24 protein-coding genes are annotated in these 23,625 nt (G+C 69.6%); 14 read left to right on the forward strand and 10 right to left on the reverse strand.

Going from position 1 to position 23,625, the window contains the following annotated elements:
• Positions 1 to 297 precede the first annotated feature (297 nt).
• Both ACTWLI_RS04225 and ACTWLI_RS04230 read left to right on the forward strand, forming a co-directional pair.
• Positions 298 to 1,506, forward strand: coding sequence for a cobalamin-independent methionine synthase II family protein (locus tag ACTWLI_RS04225; protein WP_445155429.1), 1,209 nt, complete (start codon positions 298 to 300; stop codon positions 1,504 to 1,506).
• Positions 1,507 to 1,675: 169 nt separating this feature from the next.
• Positions 1,676 to 2,308, forward strand: a complete 633-nt coding sequence (locus ACTWLI_RS04230; RefSeq protein WP_445155430.1) for a uracil-DNA glycosylase — start codon at positions 1,676 to 1,678, stop codon at positions 2,306 to 2,308.
• Between the two features lie 92 nt (positions 2,309 to 2,400).
• Here ACTWLI_RS04230 and ACTWLI_RS04235 read toward each other — a convergent pair whose 3' ends face one another.
• The 4 genes from ACTWLI_RS04235 to ACTWLI_RS04250 all read right to left on the reverse strand — a co-directional run bounded on the left by ACTWLI_RS04235 (position 2,401) and on the right by ACTWLI_RS04250 (position 5,787).
• Positions 2,401 to 2,820 (reverse strand): DUF3151 domain-containing protein, encoded by a 420-nt coding sequence (locus tag ACTWLI_RS04235; protein WP_445155431.1) that lies wholly within the window; start codon positions 2,818 to 2,820, stop codon positions 2,401 to 2,403.
• Position 2,821: 1 nt separating this feature from the next.
• Positions 2,822 to 3,841, reverse strand: a complete 1,020-nt coding sequence (gene fbaA, locus ACTWLI_RS04240) for a class II fructose-bisphosphate aldolase (protein ID WP_445155432.1) — start codon at positions 3,839 to 3,841, stop codon at positions 2,822 to 2,824.
• Between the two features lie 196 nt (positions 3,842 to 4,037).
• Positions 4,038 to 4,958, reverse strand: a complete 921-nt coding sequence (locus ACTWLI_RS04245) for an endonuclease domain-containing protein (protein ID WP_445155433.1) — start codon at positions 4,956 to 4,958, stop codon at positions 4,038 to 4,040.
• A 142-nt stretch (positions 4,959 to 5,100) separates the two neighbouring features.
• Positions 5,101 to 5,787: a TrmH family RNA methyltransferase gene (locus ACTWLI_RS04250; protein WP_445155434.1), complete on the reverse strand. Its 687-nt coding sequence runs from the start codon at positions 5,785 to 5,787 to the stop codon at positions 5,101 to 5,103.
• A 52-nt stretch (positions 5,788 to 5,839) separates the two neighbouring features.
• Between ACTWLI_RS04250 and ACTWLI_RS04255 the strand changes: the two genes are divergently transcribed.
• Entirely contained in the window at positions 5,840 to 6,706 is an 867-nt protein-coding gene (locus ACTWLI_RS04255; RefSeq protein WP_445155435.1) for an HAD-IIA family hydrolase, read from the forward strand.
• On the opposite strand, the gene ACTWLI_RS04260 is transcribed toward ACTWLI_RS04255, so the two are convergent.
• The 4 genes from ACTWLI_RS04260 to pyrE all read right to left on the reverse strand — a co-directional run bounded on the left by ACTWLI_RS04260 (position 6,707) and on the right by pyrE (position 9,906).
• Complete coding sequence (locus tag ACTWLI_RS04260) at positions 6,707 to 7,747, reverse strand: thioesterase domain-containing protein (protein ID WP_445155436.1); 1,041 nt, start codon at positions 7,745 to 7,747, stop codon at positions 6,707 to 6,709.
• Positions 7,748 to 7,799: 52 nt separating this feature from the next.
• Positions 7,800 to 8,363, reverse strand: coding sequence for a hypothetical protein (locus tag ACTWLI_RS04265; RefSeq protein WP_445155437.1), 564 nt, complete (start codon positions 8,361 to 8,363; stop codon positions 7,800 to 7,802).
• Between the two features lie 96 nt (positions 8,364 to 8,459).
• On the reverse strand, positions 8,460 to 9,227 hold the full coding sequence (locus ACTWLI_RS04270; RefSeq protein WP_445155438.1) for a GAF and ANTAR domain-containing protein: 768 nt from the start codon (positions 9,225 to 9,227) through the stop codon (positions 8,460 to 8,462).
• Between the two features lie 103 nt (positions 9,228 to 9,330).
• Complete coding sequence (gene pyrE / locus ACTWLI_RS04275; protein ID WP_445155439.1) at positions 9,331 to 9,906, reverse strand: orotate phosphoribosyltransferase; 576 nt, start codon at positions 9,904 to 9,906, stop codon at positions 9,331 to 9,333.
• 131 nt (positions 9,907 to 10,037) lie between these two features.
• Between pyrE and acsA the strand changes: the two genes are divergently transcribed.
• From acsA to ACTWLI_RS04300, 5 genes are read left to right on the forward strand one after another with little or no spacing between them, the layout of a single operon-like run.
• Positions 10,038 to 11,930: an acetate--CoA ligase gene (gene acsA / locus ACTWLI_RS04280; RefSeq protein WP_445155440.1), complete on the forward strand. Its 1,893-nt coding sequence runs from the start codon at positions 10,038 to 10,040 to the stop codon at positions 11,928 to 11,930.
• On the forward strand, positions 11,927 to 12,946 hold the full coding sequence (gene pdhA / locus ACTWLI_RS04285; RefSeq protein ID WP_445155441.1) for a pyruvate dehydrogenase (acetyl-transferring) E1 component subunit alpha: 1,020 nt from the start codon (positions 11,927 to 11,929) through the stop codon (positions 12,944 to 12,946). Before acsA ends, pdhA begins: the two co-directional genes overlap by 4 nt.
• The gene (locus ACTWLI_RS04290; protein WP_445155442.1) at positions 12,943 to 13,923 is read left to right on the forward strand and encodes an alpha-ketoacid dehydrogenase subunit beta; all 981 of its coding nucleotides are present in this window, start codon (positions 12,943 to 12,945) and stop codon (positions 13,921 to 13,923) included. Before pdhA ends, ACTWLI_RS04290 begins: the two co-directional genes overlap by 4 nt.
• A complete protein-coding gene (locus ACTWLI_RS04295; RefSeq protein ID WP_445155443.1) occupies positions 13,916 to 15,406 on the forward strand; it encodes a 2-oxo acid dehydrogenase subunit E2 in 1,491 nt (496 codons plus the stop codon). Before ACTWLI_RS04290 ends, ACTWLI_RS04295 begins: the two co-directional genes overlap by 8 nt.
• 46 nt (positions 15,407 to 15,452) lie before the next feature.
• Complete coding sequence (locus tag ACTWLI_RS04300) at positions 15,453 to 15,695, forward strand: acyl carrier protein (RefSeq protein WP_445155444.1); 243 nt, start codon at positions 15,453 to 15,455, stop codon at positions 15,693 to 15,695.
• Positions 15,696 to 15,784: 89 nt separating this feature from the next.
• Here ACTWLI_RS04300 and ACTWLI_RS04305 read toward each other — a convergent pair whose 3' ends face one another.
• Positions 15,785 to 17,038 carry an FAD-dependent oxidoreductase gene (locus tag ACTWLI_RS04305; RefSeq protein ID WP_445155445.1) on the reverse strand — a complete coding sequence of 418 codons (1,254 nt, stop codon included), beginning with the start codon at positions 17,036 to 17,038 and terminating at the stop codon, positions 15,785 to 15,787.
• 352 nt (positions 17,039 to 17,390) lie between these two features.
• Here ACTWLI_RS04305 and nadE point away from each other — a divergent pair, with 352 nt between their 5' ends.
• Positions 17,391 to 18,215: an ammonia-dependent NAD(+) synthetase gene (gene nadE, locus ACTWLI_RS04310; protein WP_445155446.1), complete on the forward strand. Its 825-nt coding sequence runs from the start codon at positions 17,391 to 17,393 to the stop codon at positions 18,213 to 18,215.
• Positions 18,216 to 18,383: 168 nt separating this feature from the next.
• On the opposite strand, the gene ACTWLI_RS04315 is transcribed toward nadE, so the two are convergent.
• Positions 18,384 to 19,157: an IclR family transcriptional regulator gene (locus ACTWLI_RS04315; protein ID WP_445155447.1), complete on the reverse strand. Its 774-nt coding sequence runs from the start codon at positions 19,155 to 19,157 to the stop codon at positions 18,384 to 18,386.
• 233 nt (positions 19,158 to 19,390) lie between these two features.
• Between ACTWLI_RS04315 and ACTWLI_RS04320 the strand changes: the two genes are divergently transcribed.
• The 5 genes from ACTWLI_RS04320 (at position 19,391) to ACTWLI_RS04340 (ending at position 23,621) form a co-directional block, all read left to right on the forward strand.
• Positions 19,391 to 20,131: a CoA transferase subunit A gene (locus ACTWLI_RS04320; RefSeq protein WP_445155448.1), complete on the forward strand. Its 741-nt coding sequence runs from the start codon at positions 19,391 to 19,393 to the stop codon at positions 20,129 to 20,131.
• Between the two features lie 43 nt (positions 20,132 to 20,174).
• Positions 20,175 to 20,888: a CoA transferase subunit B gene (locus tag ACTWLI_RS04325; RefSeq protein WP_445155449.1), complete on the forward strand. Its 714-nt coding sequence runs from the start codon at positions 20,175 to 20,177 to the stop codon at positions 20,886 to 20,888.
• Complete coding sequence (locus tag ACTWLI_RS04330) at positions 20,885 to 22,069, forward strand: acetyl-CoA acetyltransferase (protein ID WP_445155450.1); 1,185 nt, start codon at positions 20,885 to 20,887, stop codon at positions 22,067 to 22,069. The genes ACTWLI_RS04325 and ACTWLI_RS04330 overlap by 4 nt, the downstream gene beginning before the upstream one ends.
• Positions 22,070 to 22,163: 94 nt before the next feature.
• Positions 22,164 to 23,219 carry a zinc-dependent alcohol dehydrogenase family protein gene (locus ACTWLI_RS04335; protein WP_445155451.1) on the forward strand — a complete coding sequence of 352 codons (1,056 nt, stop codon included), beginning with the start codon at positions 22,164 to 22,166 and terminating at the stop codon, positions 23,217 to 23,219.
• An 87-nt stretch (positions 23,220 to 23,306) separates the two neighbouring features.
• Complete coding sequence (locus tag ACTWLI_RS04340; RefSeq protein ID WP_056736238.1) at positions 23,307 to 23,621, forward strand: hypothetical protein; 315 nt, start codon at positions 23,307 to 23,309, stop codon at positions 23,619 to 23,621.
• Positions 23,622 to 23,625 lie beyond the last annotated feature (4 nt).

Raw genomic sequence — 23,625 nt, forward strand, 5'->3', positions numbered from 1 at the left:
CGAATCTACCGCTGTTGCTCTTGCCATCAACGCCAGGGTCCGGGGCTCTTACCACCCAAGTTTAGCCGAAAACGCCGGGCGGCACCGTTTCCGGCCGCGGTCCGCGGGCCGCCGACATATAGCGGGCATGACTTGCGGCCCGGGCCGGCGTGGAATTAAGTGGGAGTGACCATCCCGAGCGGCCGAGGGACCTGGACCGTTGACGCCGCAGCAACCCCGCCGTTCCGGCCCGCTTTTCGCGGACGCCGCGGCCGGCACCCGGTGCTACCGCCAGGACCGATGGAAAGGAACCCTGCCATGTCCCAGAACACCGACCACATCCGCGTCACCCATGCCGGCTCGTTGCCCCGCACCCCGGAGCTGATCGCGGCGAACGAGGCGAAGGAAGCCGACGGGATCACGCCCGAATTCCTGGACCTGCTGGAGACCTCCGTGGCCGACGTCGTCCAGCGCCAGAAGGACCTGGGCATCGACATCCCCAACGACGGCGAATACGGGCACACGATGTCCAGTTCGGTCGACTACGGCGCCTGGTGGAACTACTCGTTCTCGCGGCTCGGCGGCCTGGAACCGACCGACGTCGACCGCTGGGCCGACGCGCAGGTGCACCGGTCCTCACCCGGCCACATCGTCCTGACCTCCTTCCCGGACCGCCGCGACCGGCAGAAGTTCAATGACGCCTACAACGACCCCTCCTCCGGGATCCTGGCCCACCGCAAGGCCGTCACCCAGCCGAAGATTGCCGGGCCACTGACCTACACCGGGCAGGCGCTCGTCGGCTCGGACGTGGCCAACCTCAAGACCGGCCTCGCCGCGGCAGGGCTGACGGAAGGCTTCGTCGCGTCCCTCTCCCCCGGTTCCTGCGCCCGCGTGGCCAACGAGTACTACCAGAGCGACGAGGAGCTCCTCTACGCCTGCGCCGACGCCATGCGCGAGGAGTACAAGGCCATCATCGACGCCGGCCTGACCGTCCAGCTGGACGACCCGTCGCTGGCCGAGAGCTGGGACCAGATCAACCCGGAACCGAGCCTCGAGGACTACCTGAAGTTCATCCAGCTCCGGGTCGAGGCCACCAACTGGGCCCTGCGCGACCTTCCGCAGGAGCAAATCCGGCTGCACGTCTGCTGGGGCTCCTGGCACGGCCCGCACACCACGGACATTCCCTTCGCGGACATCATCGACTCGGTGCTGCAGGTCAACGCCGGCGCGTACTCCTTCGAAGCGGCGAACGTCCGGCACGAACACGAGTGGCGCGTCTGGGAAGACACCAAGCTTCCCGAGGGCAAGTCGATCATTCCCGGGGTCGTCTCGCACGCCACGAACGTCGTCGAGCACCCCGATCTGGTGGCGGACCGGATTGTGCGCTTCGCCGAACTGGTGGGCCGCGAGAACGTGATCGCTTCCACGGACTGCGGCCTCGGCGGCCGCGTCCACCCGCAAATCGCCTTCGCCAAGCTCGAGGCGCTCGGCGAGGGCGCACGGCGGGCGAGCGCCCGGCTCTGGTAGCCGCCGCCGCGACACGCCGGGCACGCGGCGGGGCTTGGTAGACTGGTTATGACCGGGCAGGAACCGGTCCACCCACATTTCCAAACCATACCGGCCGTCGCGGGCCCGTCCTTCGTCGTGCCCGCGGCCGGTCTGGCGCTTTGCCAATCCGCAGGAGACCCCGCAAGACATGACAGCCCTGGCCACAGAAAATTTCCGCGAACAACTCCTGAGCCGGCGTTATGACGCGAACGTCGCCCCGGTCAACGAACTCTGCGACGCCCTGCAGGCCACCAAGACTGGCACCACCGTCCCCTACGTGGACCCCGCCCACGACATCGACGAGTGCAGGATTGTCAGCCTGTACTCCAACATCGGCACCGCGGACCCGTCCGGGTTCATCACCGCCGGCGACGAGGAAGCGGCGACCCGCATGCTCGGCATCCAGTGGAAGCTGGGCCTGCGCCCCGAATACGTCATGCCGTGGAACGTCCACCCGTGGCACGTGGCCGGCGAGCCCAACGGCAAGTTCACCCCGGACCAGATCTCGGCGGGCCTGAAGCCGCTGCTGAAGTTCCTCGCCCTGGTGCCGCGGGCCTCCGTTATCGTGGCGCACGGCACCGAGGCCAACCGGCTGGCCAACCTGCTGCTCAAGACCGAGGTGCCGATGATCTGGCGCCGCGGGTTGAAGACGTACAAGGTGCGTTCGCCCAGCGGCCGTGCCTTCGCCGGCACCCCGGCCCGCCAGGAGCAGTACCTCGAAGAGATGCGCGTAGCCTACGCCGACGCGATGGCGCGCACGGGGCTGGCCAAGGCCAGCTGACCGGCCATCACGCCGCGGGCCCCAAGGCCTTAAACGACGGCGGGCGTCCACCTTTCGGTGGGCGCCCGCCGTCGTCTGTTCCCCTGCCGGCCCTAGGCTTCGATGGCTGCCTTGGCGGCGGGGTCTGATTCGTTCAAGAACTTCGCGATCCGTTCCGGTTCCTCCGCCTCGCCGATCGCCGCCGAGGCGCGGCCGAGCGAGTAGAGGGCGCGCAGGAAGCCGCGGTTGGGCTCGTGCTCCCACGGGATCGGCCCGGCCCCGCGCCAGCCGTTGCGGCGCAGCGCGTCCAGTCCGCGGTGGTAGCCCACCCGGGCGTAGGCGTAGGAATCGATGGTCCGGCCTTCCTTCCACGCTTCTTCGGCCAGCACGGCCCAGAGCAGCGAGGACGTCGGGTGCTTTTCCACCAGGTCCAGCGCCTCGTGGCCGGCGTCCAGGCCCGCGGTGACCTCGGTCTCGGCGGGCAGGAGCGTGGGTTCGGGGCCCAGCAGGTTCTTGCGGAACTCGTCCGACATGCTAAAACGTCTTGCCGGTGGAGCCGAGCTGCTGGGCAGCTTCCACGACGCGGGCGGCCAGGCCGGCTTCGGCCGAGGCGCCCCAGACGCGCGGGTCGTACATCTTCTTGTTGCCGACCTCGCCGTCGACCTTCAGGACGCCGTCGTAGTTGCGGAACATGTGGTCCGCGACCGGGCGGGTGTAGGCGTACTGGGTGTCGGTGTCGATGTTCATCTTGATCACGCCGAAGGACACCGCGTCCGCGATTTCCTGCTCGGAGGAGCCGGAGCCGCCGTGGAAGACCAGGTCGAACGGGCTGGTCTTGCCGATCTTGGCGCCGACCTGCTCCTGGATGTCCTTGAGGATCTCCGGGCGCAGCTTGACCCCGCCGGGCTTGTAGACGCCGTGCACGTTGCCGAAGGTCAGTGCCGTGATGTAGCGGCCGTTCTCGCCGGAGCCGAGGGCGTCAATGGTGGCCAGGGCGTCCTCGACCGTGGTGTAGAGCTTGTCGTTGATGGCGTTCTCGACGCCGTCTTCCTCACCGCCGACGGTGCCGATCTCGACCTCGAGGATCATCTTGGCGGCCGCGGTGCGGGCCAGCAGGTCGCGGGCGATGCGCAGGTTCTCCTGCAGCGTCTCGGCCGAGCCGTCCCACATGTGGGAGTTGAAGAGCGGGTTGCGGCCGGCCTTGACCTCGGCCTCGGAGGCGGCCAGCAGCGGCAGGACGAAGCCGTCCAGCTTGTCTTTGGGGCAGTGGTCGGTGTGCAGGGCGATGTTGACGCCGTAGTTCTTGGCGACCTCGCGGGCGAACGCGGCGAAGCCCAGGGAGCCGGCCACCATGTCCTTGGTGGAGGCGCCGGACCAGTACGCGGCACCTCCGGTGGAGACCTGGACGATGCCGTCGGACTCAGCCTCGGCGAAGCCGCGCAGGGCGGCGTTCAGGGTCTGGGAAGAGGTGACGTTGACGGCGGGGAATGCGAAGCCGCCCGTCTTCGCGCGGTCGATCATCTCGGAGTAAATCTCGGGGGTTGCAATGGGCATGCTGACTCCTTAGGTGAATTTCGTCTGCGGGCTGGGTTGACCCTGGAGTGAACCTCGTCGGCTACGCACCATCCTAGCCATTCCTCTGCGGCGGCAGTGTTTCCGGTCACGCAGGGCCTGTAACAGTCGTCCCGCCGAGATGACAGATAACGGCAGTGCCGGCAGCGAACACTGCCGCGATCTGTCATCTCGCGCGTCAGCCGCGGCTCTCAAGTGCGGCCCGGACCTTGCACACGACGGCGGGACGCTCCCCGGTCACCTCGTCTTTGGACACCCGGACCTCAAGCCAGCCGTACTCACGCGTCACGGCTTCCCGGCGGATATCCCTAAGGTACTGTTCGGGACCGCCGTGGCCTGCGCCGTCGTACTGGACCGAGATTCGCCGCCGGACATACGCCGCGTCCGGCCACAGCACCGGTGCGCCGTGCACTCCCCACAGCACATAGTTCAGTTCCGGCTCGGGCAGGCCGGCCCGGACCAGGGCCAGCCGCATCACGGTTTCGGGCTGCGAGTCGGCGCCCACCCGGATCAGCTCCAACGCCGCCCTCGCGGCGCGCACACCCCTTGCACCGGGGTGGTTTGCGACGACGGCGCGAAGATCCGCAATCGTGCACAGCGGTTGGCGCGGCACCGGGAACTCCGGACCATGCGCGCAAACCAAGGAATCCCCGGCCGCCACGAGTTCGTCCAGCGAAAGCACCGACGCCAGGTCCAGGAAGGTCCGGGCGGGCGAAGTGAGCCGGACGCCGTCGTACTCCACGACTTCACCCGGGAGCAGCGTCAGCAGGTGGCCCACCACGTTGGCGCGGCGCGGCGGGCTGGCTCCCCGGCGGCGGGCCAGGTGGATCCGCCAGTCCGCGCCGTGGCGGCCAGTGAACGGAACGTTCCAGATCCGGCCCGCGGATCCCAGGGCCAGGACGGACGTGTCGTCGAGGTCGGTGTAGGCGCGCAGGGCTGCCGCACCGACCGCCGCCGACGCCAGCGGCACCCGGATGCCGCGCGACACCGTCACCAGGTCCTTGGCCGCGGTGCGGGTGCGGGTGAGGCCGGCTTTGTCCGCGGCCCGGAGGGAGAAGGAGCCTGCGGCCAGGTGGGGAGGGAGCGGCGCCCTGTGCATGGGCCCATTGTGGCCGCTCCGCTCGACCGCTGGTCGGGTTATCCACAGCGAGCCCATGCCGTCCGCGCCGAGATGACAGTTCACGGCAGTGCCGGCGGCGAACACTGCCGCGAACTGTCATCTCGCGCGCCAGGCGCGGCTGCTACCCCGGCAGCTGGTTGAAGACGTGCCGGCGGATCCAGGCGTGCATCGCGATCGCTGCGGCGGACGCGGCGTTGATCGAGCGGGTGGAGCCGAACTGTTCGATCGAGAGGGTCGCGACGGCGGCGGCGTGGACCTCCGGGCTCAGGCCCGGGCCCTCCTGGCCGAAGACCAGCACGCAGTCCCTCGGCAGGTCGTAGGTCTCCAGCGGAACGGAGTCGGGGAAGATGTCGATTCCGATGACGGCCAGGCCCTCAGCCCGCGCCCAGGCGGCGAACTCCTCCACTGTGGCGTGGTGCCGGACGTGCTGGTAGCGGTCGGTGACCATCGCCCCGCGCCGGTTCCAGCGGCGTCGTCCGATGATGTGCACTTCCTTGGCCAGGAAGGCGTTGGCGGTGCGCACCACCGTCCCGATGTTCATGTCGTGCTGCCAGTTCTCAATGGCGATGTGGAAGTTGTGGCGCCGGGAGTCCAGCTCGGCCACGATCGCCTCGTGCTTCCAGTACCGGTACTTGTCCAGCACGTTGCGGCGGTCGCCGTCGGCGAGCAGGTCCTCGTCCCAGTGGTCGCCCTCCGGCCAGTCACCCTGCCAGGGGCCGACGCCGACCTCCGCCTTCGGCTCCGCCCCGCCGTCGGGGGCTGCCGACTGCTCGGATGCGGCTTCGCGGGGAGTCTCGGGTTCAGTCACGCATCAACATTAGACTGGGACCGGAAGCGGAACACTATCGGCGGAGGGCACCATGGCGGACCAGCACGAAGAGCACGGGACAGCGGACCGTTCGGACGCGGACGATGTGCGCTCAGCCGCTTCGGTGTACCGCAGCGGCCAGGAGATTGAGTGCTGGCTGACGGACATGGACGGCGTCCTGGTCCACGAAAACCAGCCCATCCCCGGCGCCTCCGAACTGATCCAGCGCTGGGTGGATACCTCCAAGCGGTTCCTCGTCCTGACGAACAACTCCATCTTCACGCCCCGGGACCTGGCCGCCCGGCTGAAAAGCTCCGGGCTGGAGATCCCGGAGGAGAACATCTGGACCTCGGCGCTGGCCACGGCGCAGTTCCTCAAGGACCAGGTGCGCGGTTCCGCCTCGGGCAACCGCGCCTACACCATCGGTGAGGCGGGGCTGACGACGGCGCTGCACGAGGCCGGTTTCATCCTCACCGACCAGGACCCTGATTTCGTGGTCCTCGGCGAAACCCGCACCTACTCCTTCGAGGCCATCACCATGGCCATCCGGCTGATCCTGGGCGGCGCCCGCTTCATCGCCACCAACCCGGATGCCACCGGCCCGTCCAAGGAGGGGCCGATGCCCGCCACGGGCGCGATCGCCGCCCTGATCACCAAGGCGACCGGCCGGGAACCGTACATCGTGGGCAAGCCGAACCCGATGATGTTCCGCTCCGCCATGAACCAGATCGACGCGCATTCGGAGACGACCGCCATGATCGGGGACCGGATGGACACCGACATCATTGCCGGCATGGAGGCCGGGCTGCACACCGTGCTGGTGCTCAGCGGCATCACCCATAAAGACGACATCGCGGCGTACCCGTTCCGGCCCAACCAGGTGCTGAACTCCGTCGCGGACCTCAAAAACCAGATCTGATCAGAACGCGGTTTTCCGCCCTCCGCCGCCGGGCAGCGCCAGGAACTCGTCCTGCAGCTGCTCGATCAGCGGCCGGTAGACCGAGGGGTTCCACTGCGGGCTGGCGTGCGCCGGCCGGGCGCCGTCGGTCCGCAGCGAGTCGGAGACCATGTTGGCGCCGAACCGGAGCTGCCAGGTATCCCGGGCGGTTTCGTAGCTCACGGTCCGGTCCTTGGGATTGCCGATGAACGCCATCTTGGCGCTGCCCAGCTTGCCGACGTAGCGGTTCAGGTCGAAGTGGTAGATGTAGGCGGACTCGGTCTGGATCAGGACGCTGGAGGGGGCGATCGGCGAGAGCTGCTCCAGGGTCTGGTCCAGGATCTGGCCCCAGCTGCGTTCATGTTTGTTGAGCACCCGTTCGCCGAGTTCGTAGCCGCCGCGCAGCACGGTCGGGAACCGGAAGCCGCTTTCGTAGAGGAACACGACGCCTTCGAACCAGCTCTGGTCCAGCACGTCGTAGCGGCTGGCTGGGCTGGAGTCGAGCAGGATAAAGGACACCTGGACGCCGTGCAGTTCCAGCAGCCGCGCCGCGACCTGCACGGCCACCATCCCGCCGAAGCTGTGGCCGTAGAAGTAGATGGTGTCCAGCTGGTGCGCGCGGATGTGCTCGATCACCGCGATCACGATCTTGTCGATTTCGAGGCCGACGTTCGAATAGCCGACGGCGGCCAGCTGGCCGCGTTTGGTCAGCGCCCCGCGCAGCGAGTTCAGGATCCATTGCGCCTCTTCCCAGCTGGTCTTGTAGCCCGGGAAGAGGAACCAGCTGGCCCGGGGGAAGTAGAGTTCAGCGACATCATCGGGGACCGGCAGGATCTTGTTGACGCGCCGTTCCGACTGGACACGGCGGGTGAACAGCATGTCTGCTGCCAGGGCGGACGCGGCGATAGTTCCAGTGAGGAAGTTCCGCCGCGAGAACCGCTCCAACTCGGCGGCGTGCCGGAGCACACGGGCCTCGGCGTCGCGCGGCCCGCGCCCGTCGTTCGCTTCCGAGTTCCGCGGCACATCTCTACCGTAGTCACCGGCAGGCGTGCAACAGAATCGGGGCAGGCGGGGCCTAGACCGGCTCGGGCTCGCGGCTGTGTTGGCGCCGGCTCAGTTCCAGGCTGATGTCGTCATAGCGGGCCAGCAGTTCGGACTTAGCGCCACCCTGCGGGTCATCCAGCCGGCCGAAGACACAGTCGCTGGCGGCCAGCAATTCGTCGTCGGAATAGCGGGTCAGCGGGCCGGTTCCGGAGGCATCGATGGAAGCCGTGAAATCACCGGCGAGGTCCACTGGTTCGAAAACCCGCCCGAAATCGTCCCCGTAAGCCATCAATTCGAGCGAGACCCCGGCCGCGGCTGGCAACGTTGCGCGGCTGGCCGCGTGGAACTGCACATCCAGATCGGAGAGGTCAACCGAATTCAGGTCATGGCGCAGTCCCGCCAAGGCGGACGATTCGATGTATTCGGCGTTGGCAAGATCGACCCGGATGTGGGACGTCATGCCCATGCGACGGGCACGCTGAATGAGCTGCACGAGAGCGGGACGGGTTTGTTGGCTGAGGCTGCCACGGACGTCGATCCGGATTACGTCCGAACCGACATCGAGCTTGGCCTGGGCATTAAGAGAGTGCTCCATAGATATTCCTTAGAAAGGATCCATGGCCGACGGCTCAACCGCTCTCAGCCTAACTGCCCGTCGGAGTGGGCACAAGCCACCCCGGTCGCCGCCGCCTCAGCCGGTGGCCTGCCGCCCCGGCTCCTGGAAGTGCGTGCGGGTGGCCGAGCCGCCGACGGATTCCACCAGCGAGGTGGCGATGTCGCGCAGCTTGACGTTGCCGTGGCTTGAGGCGTCCGTGAGGATCCGCACCGCCGTTTCCTGGCTGCAGCGGTTCTGCGCCATGACGATGCCAATCGCCATGTCGATCACCGTGCGGGACTCCAACGTGGCGCGCAGGTTCGTGGCGCTGTCCGTGTGCAGCGAGAAGCGCACGGCCATGCGCAGCGCCTGGGAAATCTCCCGGGTGAAGTCCCGGGCCCGCGCCGCGACCTCGCCGTCGAACTTGTGCGGTGCGGTCGAGTAGAGGTTCAGGGCCGCCTGGGCTTCGCCCTGCAGGTGGAACGGCAGCGAGAACACCGAGCGCAAGCCATGGGCGGCCACGGCCTCGGCGTAGTCGGGCCCCCAGCGGTCCTCGTCAAACAGGTCCGGAACGTAGACTTCACGTTCCTCGAGTGCCGCCGTCAGGCACGGCCCCTGGGCCAGGCGGTACTGGATCTCATCGACTTTCCGGGCGGACTCGCTGCTCCAGCCGATGGTCGCCGCTTTGCGGTCCCGCAGCAGGGTGATCCCGCACAGCACCTCGTCGCCGTCGCCGGCCAGCTGCTGCGCCGAAAATCGAGCCAGTTCGTTGAGGAACTCCTCGAAGTCAGCGCTGTCGAGGATGAGGTTCTGGATCTGGTCCACGGTACTGGCGGATTCCGGGTCTTCCTGGGGCGGGAGCATGTCGCTTTTCTCCTCCGGTGCGGGGACACCGGCTGGGGGTGTCAAAAAAATCATAAGTCACCCCAAAAGCACCGTCCACACGGTTCCGCCCCCGGTGAACTGCCTAGCTCAGGCCGAGTTCGTCCTTGCCGAAGGCGAACAGATACGGAACACCGGCTTCGGCTTCAATCTTTTCCTTGGCACCGGTGTCCCGGTCCACGATCACGGCGACGGCCACCACGTTACCGCCGGCCTTGCGGACGCCCTCGACGGCGGCCAGCGCGGACCCGCCGGTCGTGGAGGTGTCTTCGAGGACGAGGACCCGGCGGCCCTCGACCGAGGGGCCCTCGACCTGCCGGCCCATGCCGTAGGACTTCTGCGCCTTGCGGACGACGAATGCATCAACCGGGCGGCCGGTGTCGACGGCGGCGTGCATGACGGCGGTACCTACCGGGTCCGCGCCCATCGTGAGGCCTCCGGCGCACTCAAAGTCGATCCCGGCGTCGTCCATCAGGGAGAGCATGACCTGCCCCACCAGCTTCGAAGCCTCGTGGTGCAGCGTGATGCGGCGCAGGTCAATGTAGTAGTCGGCTTCGGCGCCGCTGGAAAGGATGACCTTGCCGCGCACGACGGCCAGTTCCTTGATCAGTTCCAGGAGGCGGGCGCGGGCGTCAGCGGCTGAGGCGGGGGTGGCAGTCATGCGACCCAGTTTAGTGGCTGGGCGGACCGCCGGCCGCGAGCGCGCGTAGCATGACGACCCCTGCCGTGCCCCTTCCCGCACGGGACTTCCGGCACTGGGCAGCCGGCGCGGGCCGGGCGTCCGATGGAACCATGACGGCAGGAACCGAACCTTCCACGCGCTGGCCGGTCATCCGCAAGGATCCGGGCAGCTTCCGGGTCCGGCCCAACCTGGTGGATTATGAGGCGGCACGCGCCGCTTTTTCGTGGGAGGACGCCCGGCGCGGGCTCGCCGGCCTGCCGTCCGGCCGGGGCCTGAACATCGCGTACGAAGCCGCCGACCGGCATGTCGCCGCGGGCCACGGCGGCCGCGAAGCGTTGCGATTCATCCGGCCCGACGGGACCACCCATGCGCTGAGCTACGCACAACTGGCAGAGCAGAGTAGCCGGTTCGCCGCCGTGCTGCACGGCCTCGGGGTCGGCCGCGGCGAGCGCGTGTTTTCGCTCGCGGGCCGCAGCCCCGCCCTGTACCTGGCGATGCTCGGGACATTCAAGAACGCGAGCGTCTTCTGCCCCTTGTTCTCGGCGTTCGGGCCGGAGCCGGTCCGGCAGCGGCTGCAGCTCGGAACGGGCCACGCGCTGGTCACCACGCGGGCGCTCTACCGGCGGAAAGTCGCCCCGCTGCGCGGTTCGCTCCCCGAGCTCCGGCACGTGCTGCTGACCGACGCCGACGGCGACCCGGAGCCTGGAACCCTGGACCTTGAGGCGCTCCTGCGCGCTGCGCCGCCGGATGCGGAGATCGCCGCGACGCAGCCCTCGGACATGGCGCTGCTGCACTTCACCTCCGGCACCACCGGGACGCCCAAGGGCGCCATCCACGTGCACGACGCCATCACGGCCCACCACGCAACCGGCACCTTCGCGCTGGACCTGCATCCGGAGGACATTTACTGGTGCACGGCGGACCCGGGCTGGGTGACCGGGACCTCGTACGGCGTGCTCGCCCCGCTCAGCCACGGCGTGACCAGCATCGTGGACGAGGAGGAGATGGACGCGGACCGCTGGTACCGGATCCTCGCCGGACAGCGCGTCAGCGTCTGGTACACCGCGCCCACCGCCCTGAGGATGCTGATGAAGGCCGGGGCGGAGCGTGCCGCCGGCCACGACCTGTCCGCGCTGCGCTTCGTCGCCAGCGTCGGCGAACCACTCAACCCGGAGGTGGTGGTCTGGGGCCGGGAGGCTTTCGGCCAGCCGGTGCACGACAACTGGTGGCAGACCGAGACCGGCGGCATCATGATTTCCAACTTCGCTGCCACCGAGATCCGGCCCGGTTCCATGGGCCGGCCGCTGCCCGGCATCGACGCCGCCCTGGTGGCCCGGGACGACCAGGATAAGCCGGTGGTCCGGGACGGGCAGGCAGTCCTGGTCACCGACCCGGACACCATGGGCGAGCTGGCGCTGCGGCCGGGCTGGCCCTCGATGTTCCGCGGGTACCTGCACGAGGAGGAGCGCTACCGCAAGTGCTTCGCCGGGGGCTGGTACCTCACCGGCGACCTCGCCAAGCGCGACGCCGACGGCTACTACTGGTTTGTCGGCCGGGGCGACGACGTCATCAAATCCTCGGGGCACCTGATCGGCCCGTTCGAGGTCGAAAGCTCGCTGATGGAGCACGAGGCAGTGGCCGAAGCCGGGGTGATCGGCGTCCCGGACCCGGTGGCCGGCGAGGTGGTCAAGGCGTTCGTGGAACTGCGCCCCGGTTGGGAGCCCTCCGAGGAACTGCAACTGGACATCATCGGCTTCGCCCGCAAACGGCTGGGGCCCGCGGTGGCGCCGCGGCTGCTGGACTTCACCACGGCACTGCCCAAGACCCGGAGCGGGAAAATCCTGCGGCGGCTGCTGAAGGCCCGCGAACTGGGCCTTCCGGAAGGCGACACCTCCACCATCGAGTCCCCGCCGGCCCCGGGGGCCGGTCCCGGGGCGCCGGGCCTGAACGCCCCGAACACGGAGGGGTCGGGCACGGCTGCCCGGCCGGAGGCGCCGGCATGAGCGGCCCGATGGCCCCGCCGCCGCGGCCGCTGGACCCGGCGCACGGACGGCACCTGCTGCTGCAGATGCTGCGCGTGCGCCGGCTCGAGGAGAAATGCGTCGAGCTCTACAGCGCCGCCAAGATCCGCGGGTTCCTGCACGTGTACATCGGCGAGGAGGCCGTGGCCGCCGGGGTGCTGGAGACGCTCGGCCCGGACGACGCCGTCGTCGCCACCTACCGGGAGCACGGCCACGCGCTGCTCCGCGGCGTATCCGCCGGGGCGATCCTGGCCGAAATGTACGGCGCCGTGGAAGGCTGCTGCCGCGGCCGGGGCGGATCCATGCACCTCTTCGACGCCGCCACGCGCTTCTTCGGCGGGAACGCCATCGTCGCCGGCGGCCTGCCGCTCGCCGTCGGCATGGCGCTGGCGGACAAAATGGCCGGCCGCAGCCGCGTCACCGTCTGCTTCTTCGGCGAGGGCGCCGTCGCCGAGGGCGAGTTCCACGAGAGCCTCAACCTCGCCGCCCTGTGGCAGCTGCCGGTGCTGTTCTGCTGCGAGAACAACCTCTACGCGATGGGCACCGCGCTGGGCCGGTCCGAATCGCAGACCGACATCGCGCTGAAGGCCGCCGGCTACGAAATCTCCGCCTGGGCCGTGGACGGGATGGACGTGCTGGCCGTCGAGGAGGCTGCCCGCCGGGCGGTGGACGCGGTCCGGTCCGGCGGCGGACCGCACTTCCTGGAGCTGCGTACCTACCGCTTCCGGGCCCATTCGATGTTCGACCCGGAGCGCTACCGGGAAAAGGAAGAGGTGGCGCGCTGGCTGGAGCGGGACCCCATCACCCTGCTGCGGACGGCCCTGGAGTCCGACGGCCAGCTGCCGGAGGCCAAATGGCACCGGCTGCAGTCCGACGCCGACGCCGAGGTCGCCGCCGGCGTCGATTTCGCGGAAGCCGGCACGCCCGAGCCGCTCGCTGACCTGACGCGGTTCGTCTACAGCGAGCCGGGCTCGCACGACGGCGGGTCCCGGCCATGAAGTCCAGCTACCGGGAGGCGTTGCGGGCAGGGATCCGCGACGCGCTTCAGCGTGACGAGCGGGTCTTCCTGATGGGCGAGGACGTGGGCGCCTACGGCGGTTCGTTTGCCGTCAGCCTGGGCCTGCTGGAAGAGTTCGGGCCGGAACGCATCAGGGACACTCCGCTGTCCGAGTCCGGGTTCGTGGGCGCCGGGATCGGCGCCGCGCTCGGCGGGATGCGCCCGATCGTGGAAATCATGACCGTGAACTTCAGCCTGCTGGCCCTGGACCAGCTCGTGAACAACGCCGCATCCCTGCTGCATATGTCCGGCGGCCAGTTCCACGTGCCACTTGTGGTCCGGATGACCACCGGAGCCGGCCGGCAGCTCGGCGCCCAGCACTCGCACAGCCTGGAGGGCTGGTACGCCCATATCCCGGGGCTGCGGATCCTGACCCCCGCCACCCTCGAGGATGCACGCGGGATGCTGTGGACGGCTCTCCAAGACCCGGACCCGGTGCTGATCTTCGAGCACGGCTCGCTCTACAACGTCCCGGGCGAGCTGGCCGAGGATGCCGGCGCGGTGGACATCACCAGCGCCGCCATCCGCCGGCCCGGCAGGGACGTCACGCTGATCACCTACGGCGGGACGCTCCCGCTCACCCTCGAGGCCGCCGAACAGCTCACCGGCGAGGGCATCGACGCCGAGGTGCTGGACCTGCGCAGCCTGCGGCCGCTCGACGACGCGACCATCCTCGCGTCGGTGGCAAGGACGCACCGTGCCGTGGTGGTCGACGAGGGGTGGCGCAGCGGCAGCATCTCCGCCGAAATCAGCGCCCGGATCAGCGAACGGCTGTTCTTCGACCTGGACGCGCCGGTGGGCCGGGTCTGCAGCGCCGAGGTGCCGATCCCGTACTCCAAGCACCTCGAACTGGCCGCGCTCCCCTCAGTCGCCAGGGTGGTCGAGGCGGCCCGGGAGGCGGTCGGAACGGGTGGGTGATTTCCTGATGCCCTCCCTGGGCGCGGACATGGAACACGGGAAGATCGTGGAGTGGCTGGTCAAACCTGGCGACTACGTCCGCCGCGGAGACCTGGTGGCCGTCGTGGACACGGACAAGACAGTCATGGACGTCGAATCCTTCCAGGAAGGTGTGGTGGCGGACCTGCTGGTGGACATCGGCGAGACGGTGCCGGTGGGGACGCCGCTGGCCCGGATCACCGCAACCCCGGCCGAGGTGGAGACCCCGGCGGGAGAACCGACCCCGCAGAAGGGCACCGCGTCGGCGGCGAGAGGTGAGGCCGCGGCTCCGGTCACGGAAGCCCCGGCGGCGGCCGCGGAAAGCCGCGCCGGGGCTCCTGGGGAGGAAGCCTGGGCGGCGGCTCCTGCGGCGGCTCCGGCGGCGGCTCCTGCGGCGGCTCCCCCTATCGCGCCGCCGGTCCGGCACCTTGCGCACCGCCTCGGGGTCGACCCCGGCCGGATCCACGGCACCGGGCGGGGCGGCGCGGTGACCCGCGCCGACGTGGAGCATGCCGCCGCCGCGCGGCCGGCGGCACGGGTGCGCTCAGCTCCGCGGGCCAGGCGGCTGGCCGCCGAACTCGGCATCGAACTTTCCGCACTCTCCGGCACCGGGCCGGAGGGCGCGGTGACCGTGACGGATGTGCAGCGGGCCGCAGCCCGGCAGGCGGAAGCCGCTCCCCCGGCGGGCGGCCCGCGGGAAGCGGCCGGCCCTGCTCCGGTCCCGCTTCCTGCCGAGGCGGCTGCACCCTCCCCCTCGCCCGCGGAGGCTCCGGCCGGGACGCCGCCGGAAGCCGCCGGCCGCGTCGCCAGCCTGCGCCGCGCCATCGGGACGCTGATGTCCCGTTCGAAAAAGACCATCCCGCACTACTACCTCAGCACCACCCTGGATCTGCGCGCCGCCGTCGGCTGGATGCAGTCGGTCAACGCCCAGCGGCCGGTGGCGGCCCGGCTGGTCCCGTCGGCGCTCCTGCTCAAGGCCACGGCCCTTGCAGCCATGGATGTCCCCGAAATCAACGGATTCTATGAGGACGGCGCGCACCGGCCCAGCACCACGGTCCACCTCGGCGTCGCCGTGGCTCTGCGCCGGGGCGGGCTGGTCGCCCCCGCGCTCCACGACGCCCAGACACTGTCCGTTGATGAGCTGATGGAGCAGCTGCGCGACCTGGTCGGCCGGGCGCGGGCGGGACGGCTGCAGCGCGCGGAGATGGCGGACCCCACCCTGACGGTGACGAACCTCGGCGACCTGGGCGTGGACAGTGTCTTCGGGGTGATTTACCCGCCGCAGGTGGCGATGGTCGGCTTCGGCCGCGTGCAGGAACAGCCCTGGGCGGAGAACGGCATGCTGGGCGTCCGGCCCGCCGTCGTCGCCACGCTCTCCGCCGACCACCGGGTCAGCGACGGCTTGCGCGGCGCCCGCTTCCTGGCACGGATTGACGAGCTGCTGCAAAGACCCGAAGCCCTGTAACGACCAGCCGGACGCGGAACCGACAGACCCGAGGGACGGAGACACCATGAACGAACAGGACGCCCGCGCGGCGGTGCGGGCCGCGCTTGGCAAGGTCGCCCCGGATGTGGACCTGGACGACGTCGACGGCGGCGCCCGGCTTCGCCAGGATCTGGAGCTCGACTCGCTGGACTTCCTCCGTCTGGTGCAGACCATCGACGACGCCACGGGGGTGGACATTCCAGAGCGGGACTACCCGGCCGTGGCCACCGTGGACGGACTGGTCAACTACCTCGCCGCCCACGGCTGAGCCGGGTCCGGGGCCGCGCTCAGGGTTGCGGCTGCGGCCTGGGGGTCCAGCAGGACCGTCTCGGGCAACCGCCGGGTCCGGGGCCCCGGTCAGGGTTGCGGCTGCGGCCTGGGCTCGGCGCGCCGGGCGAAAGCCGGGGCGTGCTCGGGCCGCGGGCCGAAGGCGATGAAGCGCGGGATGATGCTGCGGACCGCCGGCACGTTCCGGGCCAGGAACAGCGCCGCGGCGGGAACCCTGGAACGCTTCCCGGCCATGATCGGGCCGAAGACGGCCCGGTGCATCAGCCGCTGGCCGGTCTGCACGACGACGGTGGGAAACCGCCGCCGTCGTTCGACGCGGCGCAGGTCCGCCGGGGTGACCCGGCCCCGCAGCAGGGCAGGGGCCAGGATGGCCGCCGTCGCTGCCGCGTCCTGGATGGCGAGGTTGATGCCGACGCCGCCGGCCGGGGACATCGCGTGTGCGGCGTCGCCGATGCACAGCAGGCCGTTGATGTGCCACGACTGCAGCCGGTCCAGCCGGACGTCGAGCCAGTGCAGGTCTTCGAGGGAACCGATGGCGTCCATCCGGTCGGCGAGATCGGGGCGGAGCGCCGCGATCCGGCGCCGGAAACCCTCGACGCCCTCCGCCCGGATCCTCGCGCCGGCGTTCTTCGGGGCGAGATAGCCCATCTGGTAATAGTCGGTGCGGCTCAGGGCCACCAGCGCTTCCCCGGGACCGAACGCGGGAATCAGCCCGGCCACCGGACCGGTTTCGGCCTCGTGCCGGGGCAGCCGGAACCACCACGTGTCGAACGGAACCGGGAACTCCTTCGGCGCCAGTCCGGCCGCGTCACGAAGTAAGGAATGGCGGCCGTCCGTCGCCACCACCAGGTCAGCCTCCAGCGCGTCCTGGCTGCCGTCCGGGGTCCGGAAGCGGATCCCCCGGACCCGGCCGCCGTCGCGGATCAGTCCGGTGACCGTGTGGCTCGTCAAGAGGGTGAATCCCGGTTCCTCGGCGGCAGCGGCGGCGAGGAAGTTCAAGAAATCCCACTGCGGCATCATGGCGATGTAGTTGTAGGGCGGACGCAGCGCGTCGAAGTCGCCCATGGTGACCGGCCGGCCGCCGGGAACCGGAAAGACGACGCTTTGCAGGCGGCTCTGCGGCAGCCGCCGGAACTCCTGCCCGAGGCCGAGTTCGTCAATGAGCCGGATGGTCGACGGGTGGACCGTGTCGCCGCGGAAATCGCGCAGGAAGTCCGCGTGCTTCTCCAGCACGGTCACCTGCACCCCGGCCCTGGCCAGCAAAAGGCCCAACATCAGCCCGGCCGGGCCGCCGCCCACCACCACGCATCCGGTCTTCTCCATGGCCTAACGCTACGCCTGCCGGCCATGCCGCGGGAGGGGTCGGCGGCGGCCGTTCCGGACGCCGGCTGCCGGTTAGGACGAAGGCTGCCGCTCCGGACAGGCGCGGCGGTTCCGGACAGGGGCTGCCGGTGCGGACAGGCGCACCCCGGGCCCGGGCCGCGCCGGTCCGGAACGGCAGCGTAAATCCGTAAGGGCCGCGCAGTCCGGGTCCGGAACCGCAGCGCAGATCCGCTGGAACCGCGCAGTCCGGCTCCGGAGCCGCGATGAAGCCGGAGCCGTACTCCTGCCGAGCCCACCGGGCGCGGCGGGCAACAGTTGAGGCTGATTGACACGGCTGGCTAGGCTGAGAGGCATGCGTGAACTCCAGGCGAAGATCATTGAGGAAATGGGCGTTCGGCCCCGGATCGATCCGGCCGAGGAGGTGCGCAAACGCGTCACATTCCTGAAGGACTATCTCAAGGCCAGCCACACCAAGGGATTCGTCTTGGGGATCTCCGGCGGCCTCGATTCCTCGCTGGCCGGGCGGCTGGCCCAGCTGGCTGTTGAGGAGCTCGACGCCGAGGGCATTGAGGCGAATTTCGTGGCGGTCCGGCTGCCGTACGGCGTGCAGCATGACGAGGCCGACGCCCAGGCTGCGCTGGACTTCATCCGCGCCAAGACCGAATGGACCTTCAACATCTCCGCCGCCGTGGACGGCTTCGAGGACGAGTTCGAGAAGACGGTCGGCAACGGCATCTCCGACTTCCACAAGGGCAACACCAAGGCCCGGACCCGCATGATCGCCCAGTACGCCCTGGCCGGCGAGCACAACTACCTGGTCATCGGCACCGACCACGGAGCCGAGTCGGTCACCGGGTTCTTCACCAAGTACGGCGACGGCGGCGCGGACATCCTGCCGCTGTACGGCCTGAACAAGCGCCAGAACCGGGCCCTGCTCGCCGAGCTCGGCGCGCCGGCCCGGGTCTGGGAAAAGGTGCCGACGGCGGACCTGCTCGACGGCCAGCCCGGCCGCACCGATGAGGACGAACTCGGCCTGAGCTACGACACCATTGATGACTACCTCGAAGGCCGCGAGATCCCCGAGGCCGCGGCCGAACTGATCGAGCAGAAGTACCTGCGGACCCGGCACAAGCGGACCGTCCCGGTCACCATTTTCGACACCTGGTGGAAGCAGTAAGCTCCTAGGCTCCGCTGCAGCGGCCCGCGGCTACTTCGGGGCCTGACGACGCCGGTCCCCGCCGTCGTCGTCGGCGTGTCCTTGGCAATGTGCCCCCGGATGGTTAGCCACGGGTGGGCCCGCCGCGGAGCTCCCGGCAGCACCCATGCCGCAGGCGCCACTGACCCCCTAGGCGCCCTGCAGCTGCAGGGAGATCCTGTGCGCTTCTTCCATCAGCAGCCGCCCCAGGGTATCCCGGCGGTCCGCGCGGAAGCGGGGTTCAATGCCGGTCAGGGACAGTGCCCAGGCTGGCCGGCCGCGCTGGTCGAAGACGGCGGCACCCATCCCCCAGCTGCCCTCGAGCACCAGTCCGGGGTTGACCGAGTAGCCCGCCTGCCGCGTCGCTTCCAGGTTGGCCCGGACCACGTCCGCGGTGTGCGCGGCGGCGAAACTTCCGGCGTGGGCGGTCCAGCCCGCGAGTAGTTCCTCCTGCTCGGTGTCGGGCAGGAACGCCATGATGGCAGTGCCGGCGGAGGCCACGCCGAGGGGAAAGCGGACACCCTCGTGCAGGACGAAGGACCGCACCGGGAAGCTGCCCTCCTCGCGGAGCAGGCAGACCGTCTCTGCGCCGCGACGGATCGAGAAGAAAGCGCTCTCGCCGGTCTCCTCCGCGAGCCGGCGCAGGCTGGGGCGGGCGATGTCCTCGAGCGGGAACCGCGCCGAGGCCACCGACCCCATCAGCAGGATTTCCGGGCCCAGGACCCAGTTGCCGCTTCCGGGATCCTGGTCCAGCAGCCCCTCGGCGGCCAGAGACGTCAGCAGCCGGTGGACGGTAGGCCGGGTGAGGTCGGAATCGCGGACCAGCTCCACCAGCGGGGAGCCTTCCGGTTTGCGCCCGACGATCCTCAGCAGGGCCGCCGCCCGGCGCACCACCTGGGCTCCCTGAACCGGGGCAGACGTCATCTTGGCTCTCCTCGCAGGCAACTGGATCATTCAATGTATCCACATTATGGACGGTATGGCGCACCGCGTCCACACTGTAGAAACGGGCCGGATATCCGCGAATTTGCGCGTTGACAGTGCTCTACGCCACGCCATAGGCTCCTTCTTCAGGCAGACAGTCCACAAAGTGGATGCCGGCGGCGCGGCCCAGGCCATGGCAGCCGGAGACTTCACGGCTCAATGAGGAGATCCATATGTCAAAGGTGAAATCCGGCGCGGCAGCCGCGCTGCAGGACGTGTTGCGGGACGGCATGACACTCGCGGTGGGCGGGTTCGGCCTCAGCGGCATCCCCGCGGACCTGATCGAGGCCGTGCGCGACTCCGGCGTCAAGGACCTGACCGTCGTTTCCAACAACATGGGCATTGACGGCAAGGGCCTGGGCGTCCTGATCGAGGCAGGGCAGGTCCGCAAGGTCATCGCCTCCTACGTCGGCGAAAACAAGCTCTTCGCCGAGCAGTACCTGGCCGGCAAGCTCGAGGTCGAGTTCACCCCGCAGGGCACCCTCGCCGAGCGGCTGCGCGCCGGCGGCGCCGGTATCCCGGCGTTCTACACCAAGACCGGCGTCGGCACCCTCGTCGCCGAAGGCAAGCCGCTGGCGGAGTTCGACGGCGAAACGTATGTCCAGGAGCGCGCCATCAAGGCCGACGTCGCGCTGGTCCACGCGCACACCGCCGACACCGACGGCAACCTGATCTACCGCTACACGGCGCAGAACTTCAACCCGGTGGTGGCCACGGCCGGCGTCGTCACGGTCGCCGAAGCCGAGGTGATCGTCGAGCCCGGGCAACTGGACCCGAACCACATCGTCACCCCCGGCGTCTTCGTCCAGCGGCTGGTCCAGGCCAGCGACCGGGTCAAGGACATCGAACAGCGCACCGTCCGGCCCCGCGCCGAAGCGTCCGCGGCGTCCGAAACAGCCGCCGTCGCCGTCTAACCAGGCCTGAGCGCCGCCACCCTTACTCTTCAGGAGAATCATCATGGCTTGGACCCGCAATGAAATGGCCGCCATCGCGGCCGAAGAACTTAACGACGGCGATTACGTCAACCTCGGCATAGGCATCCCGACGCTCGTCGCCAACAACCTGCGCGAGGGCGTGCGCGTGGTGCTGCAGAGCGAGAACGGCCTGCTCGGCATGGGCCCCTTCCCCTACGAGGGCGAGGAGGACGCGGACCTGATCAACGCCGGCAAGCAGACCGTCACCGTCCTGCCCGGCGGCAGCATCTTCGACTCCGCCACCTCCTTCGGCATGATCCGCGGCGGCCACGTCAAGGTCGCGATCCTCGGCGCCATGCAGGTCTCCGGTGCCGGCGACCTGGCCAACTGGACCATCCCGGGCAAGATGGTCAAGGGCATGGGCGGCGCCATGGACCTCGTGGCGGGCACCCCGCGCGTCGTGGTCCTCACCGAACACAACGCCAAGGACGGCACCGCGAAGATCGTCAAGGAATGCACCCTGCCGCTGACCGGCCTGAGCTGCGTGGACCGCATCATCAGCGACCTGGCGGTGTTCGACCTCGTGAAGCCCGAGGACGGAACGGGCCACCGGCGGCTCACGCTGACCCGGCTCGCCCCCGGCGTCACCGTGGCGGAAATCCGCGAAAAGACGGAGGCGGAATTCGACGTCGACCCCTCCCTCGAAGCAACCGGCACCGCCGACTCGCAGACCAGCCTGGAAGGAGCCACGGCATGAGCCTCAAGGACCAGTTCGGCAAGGACGTCCTGCTCACCGGCTGGGGCCACAGCCGGTTCGGCAAGCTCACGGACGAGACCCTTGAGTCCCTGATCGTGCAGGTCGCCACCGAGGCGATCGGCAACGCCGGGATCGAACCCGGCCAAATCGACGAAATCTACGTCGGCCAGTTCAATTCCGGCATGATGCCGCTGGCGTTCCCGTCCTCGCTGGCGCTGCAGGTCTCCGAGCAGCTCGCCAACGTGCCCTCGACCCGGGTCGAGAACGCGTGCGCCTCCGGCTCCGCCGCCTTCCAGCAGGGCACCAAGTCGCTGCTGGCCGGCACGGCCAAGACCGTCCTGGTGATCGGTGCCGAAAAGATGACCCAGGCCGGGGCCGACGTCGTGGGCGCGGCCCTGCTCGGTGCCGACTACGACATGGCCGGCAAGCCCTCCAGCACCGGCTTCACCGGCCTCTTTGCCGAGGTGGCCAAGCACTACGAGAAGCGCTACGGCCCTGTCTCGGACGTGCTCGGCACGATCGCGGCGAAGAACCACCGCAACGGTGTGGACAACCACTACGCCCAGCTCCGCAAGGACCTCGGCGAAGAATTCTGCCAGACGGTCTCGGACAAGAACCCCATGGTCGCCGACCCGCTGCGGCGCACCGACTGCTCCCCCGTGTCCGACGGCGCCGCCGCCGTCGTGCTGTCCGTCGCGCCCACCGGCGGCGCCACCGCCCCGGTCCGCCTGGCCGGGTTCGGCCAGGCGAACGATTTCTTCCCGACCGACCGGCGCGACCCCACCGCCTTCGCCGCGACCCGCGCGTCCTGGCAGCGGGCCCTGGGCATGGCCGGCGTCGGGCTGGAGGACCTGGACCTCGCGGAGGTCCACGACTGCTTCACGATCGCCGAACTGCTGATGTATGAGGCGATCGGCCTGACCGAACCGGGGCAGGGCGCCCTGGCAGTCAAGGAGGGCTGGGTCTTCAAGGACGGCAAGCTGCCGATCAACGTCTCCGGCGGCCTCAAGGCCAAGGGCCACCCGGTGGGCGCCACCGGCGTTTCGCAGCACGTTCTCGCCGCGATGCAGTTGACCGGGACGGCCGGGGACATGCAGCTGGCCGCACCGCGGCGAGCTGCGGTGCAGAACATGGGCGGCGTCGGCATTGCGAACTATGTCAGCGTGCTTGAAGCGCTCTGACCCGCCCGGCAGCACATCGTCGGGGCAGGGCCCGGCGCCGGGCGCGGGACTAGACTCGCACTAAGTCCGCCGCCACCATTTGCGAGGAGTCCCCATGCGCGCCACCATCATCCACGGCCCCGGCGATATCCGGGTCGAAGACCGCGACTACCCCACCGTCCAGCTACCCACGGACGCCGTTGTGAAGGTCACCGCCGCCTGTGTCTGCGGCTCGGACCTGTGGCCCTACCGCGGTGTGAGGCCCACGCACGAGCCGCGCGCGATCGGCCACGAGTTCATCGGCGTGGTCGAGAGCATCGGCGAGGCCGTCACCGGACTGGCCGTGGGCGATCTGGTGATCGCGCCGTTCGTGGTCAGTTGCGGCGAGTGCCCGCAGTGCCGCAACGGCGTCACCGTCGCCTGCGACCGCCTGGCCGGCTGGGGCGGCAAGGACGACGCCGGGCTGCCAATCGACGGCGGCCAGGGCCAGGCGGTGCGGGTGCCGCTGGCCGATGCCACCCTGGTCAAGGTTCCGGGCATCACCGAGCCCGACGACGCCCTGCGCGCCAGCCTGCTGACCCTCTCCGATGTCATGGCCACCGGGCACCACGCCGCGCTGGCCGCGAAGGTCGGTCCCGGCCGGAGCGTCGTCGTGGTGGGCGACGGCGCCGTGGGCCTGTGCGGGGTCCTGGCGGCGCGGCGGCTCGGCGCGGAACGGATCATCGCCATGTCCCGGCACGCGGACCGCCAGGCGATCGCCCGGGAGTTCGGCGCCACGGACATCGTCGAGGAACGCGGCGAGGACGGCGTCGCCAAGGTCCGCGAGCTCCTCGGCGGAGTGCTGGCAGATTCCGTGCTCGAATGCGTCGGCACCGAGGAATCGATGGAGCAGGCACTGCACAGCGTCCGGCCCGGCGGCGCGCTCGGGTTCGTGGGCGTCCCCACCGGCGGCGGCGGGGTCCCGCTGCGCTACCTCTTTGACACCAACATCTCGGTGGGCGGCGGGATGGCCCCGGCCCGCACGTATATCCCCGAGCTGCTCGCCGACGTGCTTGACGGCAGCATCAATCCCGGCCGGGTATTCGACGTCGTCATGCCGCTGGAGGAGGCCGCGGAGGCGTACCGTGCCATGGACGAACGACGCGCCATCAAGGTGCTGCTGACGCCCTGACCGGCAGAGCCGGTGTGCCCTTGCACTGCCGGGCCGGGCGGGTCTACCGTGAGCCGCATCAGCACCCGCAGCCGTCAAGGAGCCGTCATGGCCAGGTTTGTGCAGATCATCGAATTCCAGTCCTCCCGCATCGAGGAGATCGAGGCGCTCGGCAGGCCGTCGCGGACGGACGGGGACACCGCCCCGACCTTCCGCCGGATCCTCGCCACGGCCGACCGTGACCGGCCCGGCAGCTACTACACCATCGTTGAGTTCGACTCCTACGAGTCCGCCATGGAGAACTCCGGCCGGCCGGAGACCTCAGAGTTCGCGGCCCGCATGGCAGCCCTCTGCGATGCCCCGCCGGTGTTCCGCAACCTCGACGTCCTCTGGGAGGACGCCGGCGACGGTCCGGCCGCCTAGGCTC

Source organism: Arthrobacter sp. Hor0625, assembly GCF_052567525.1.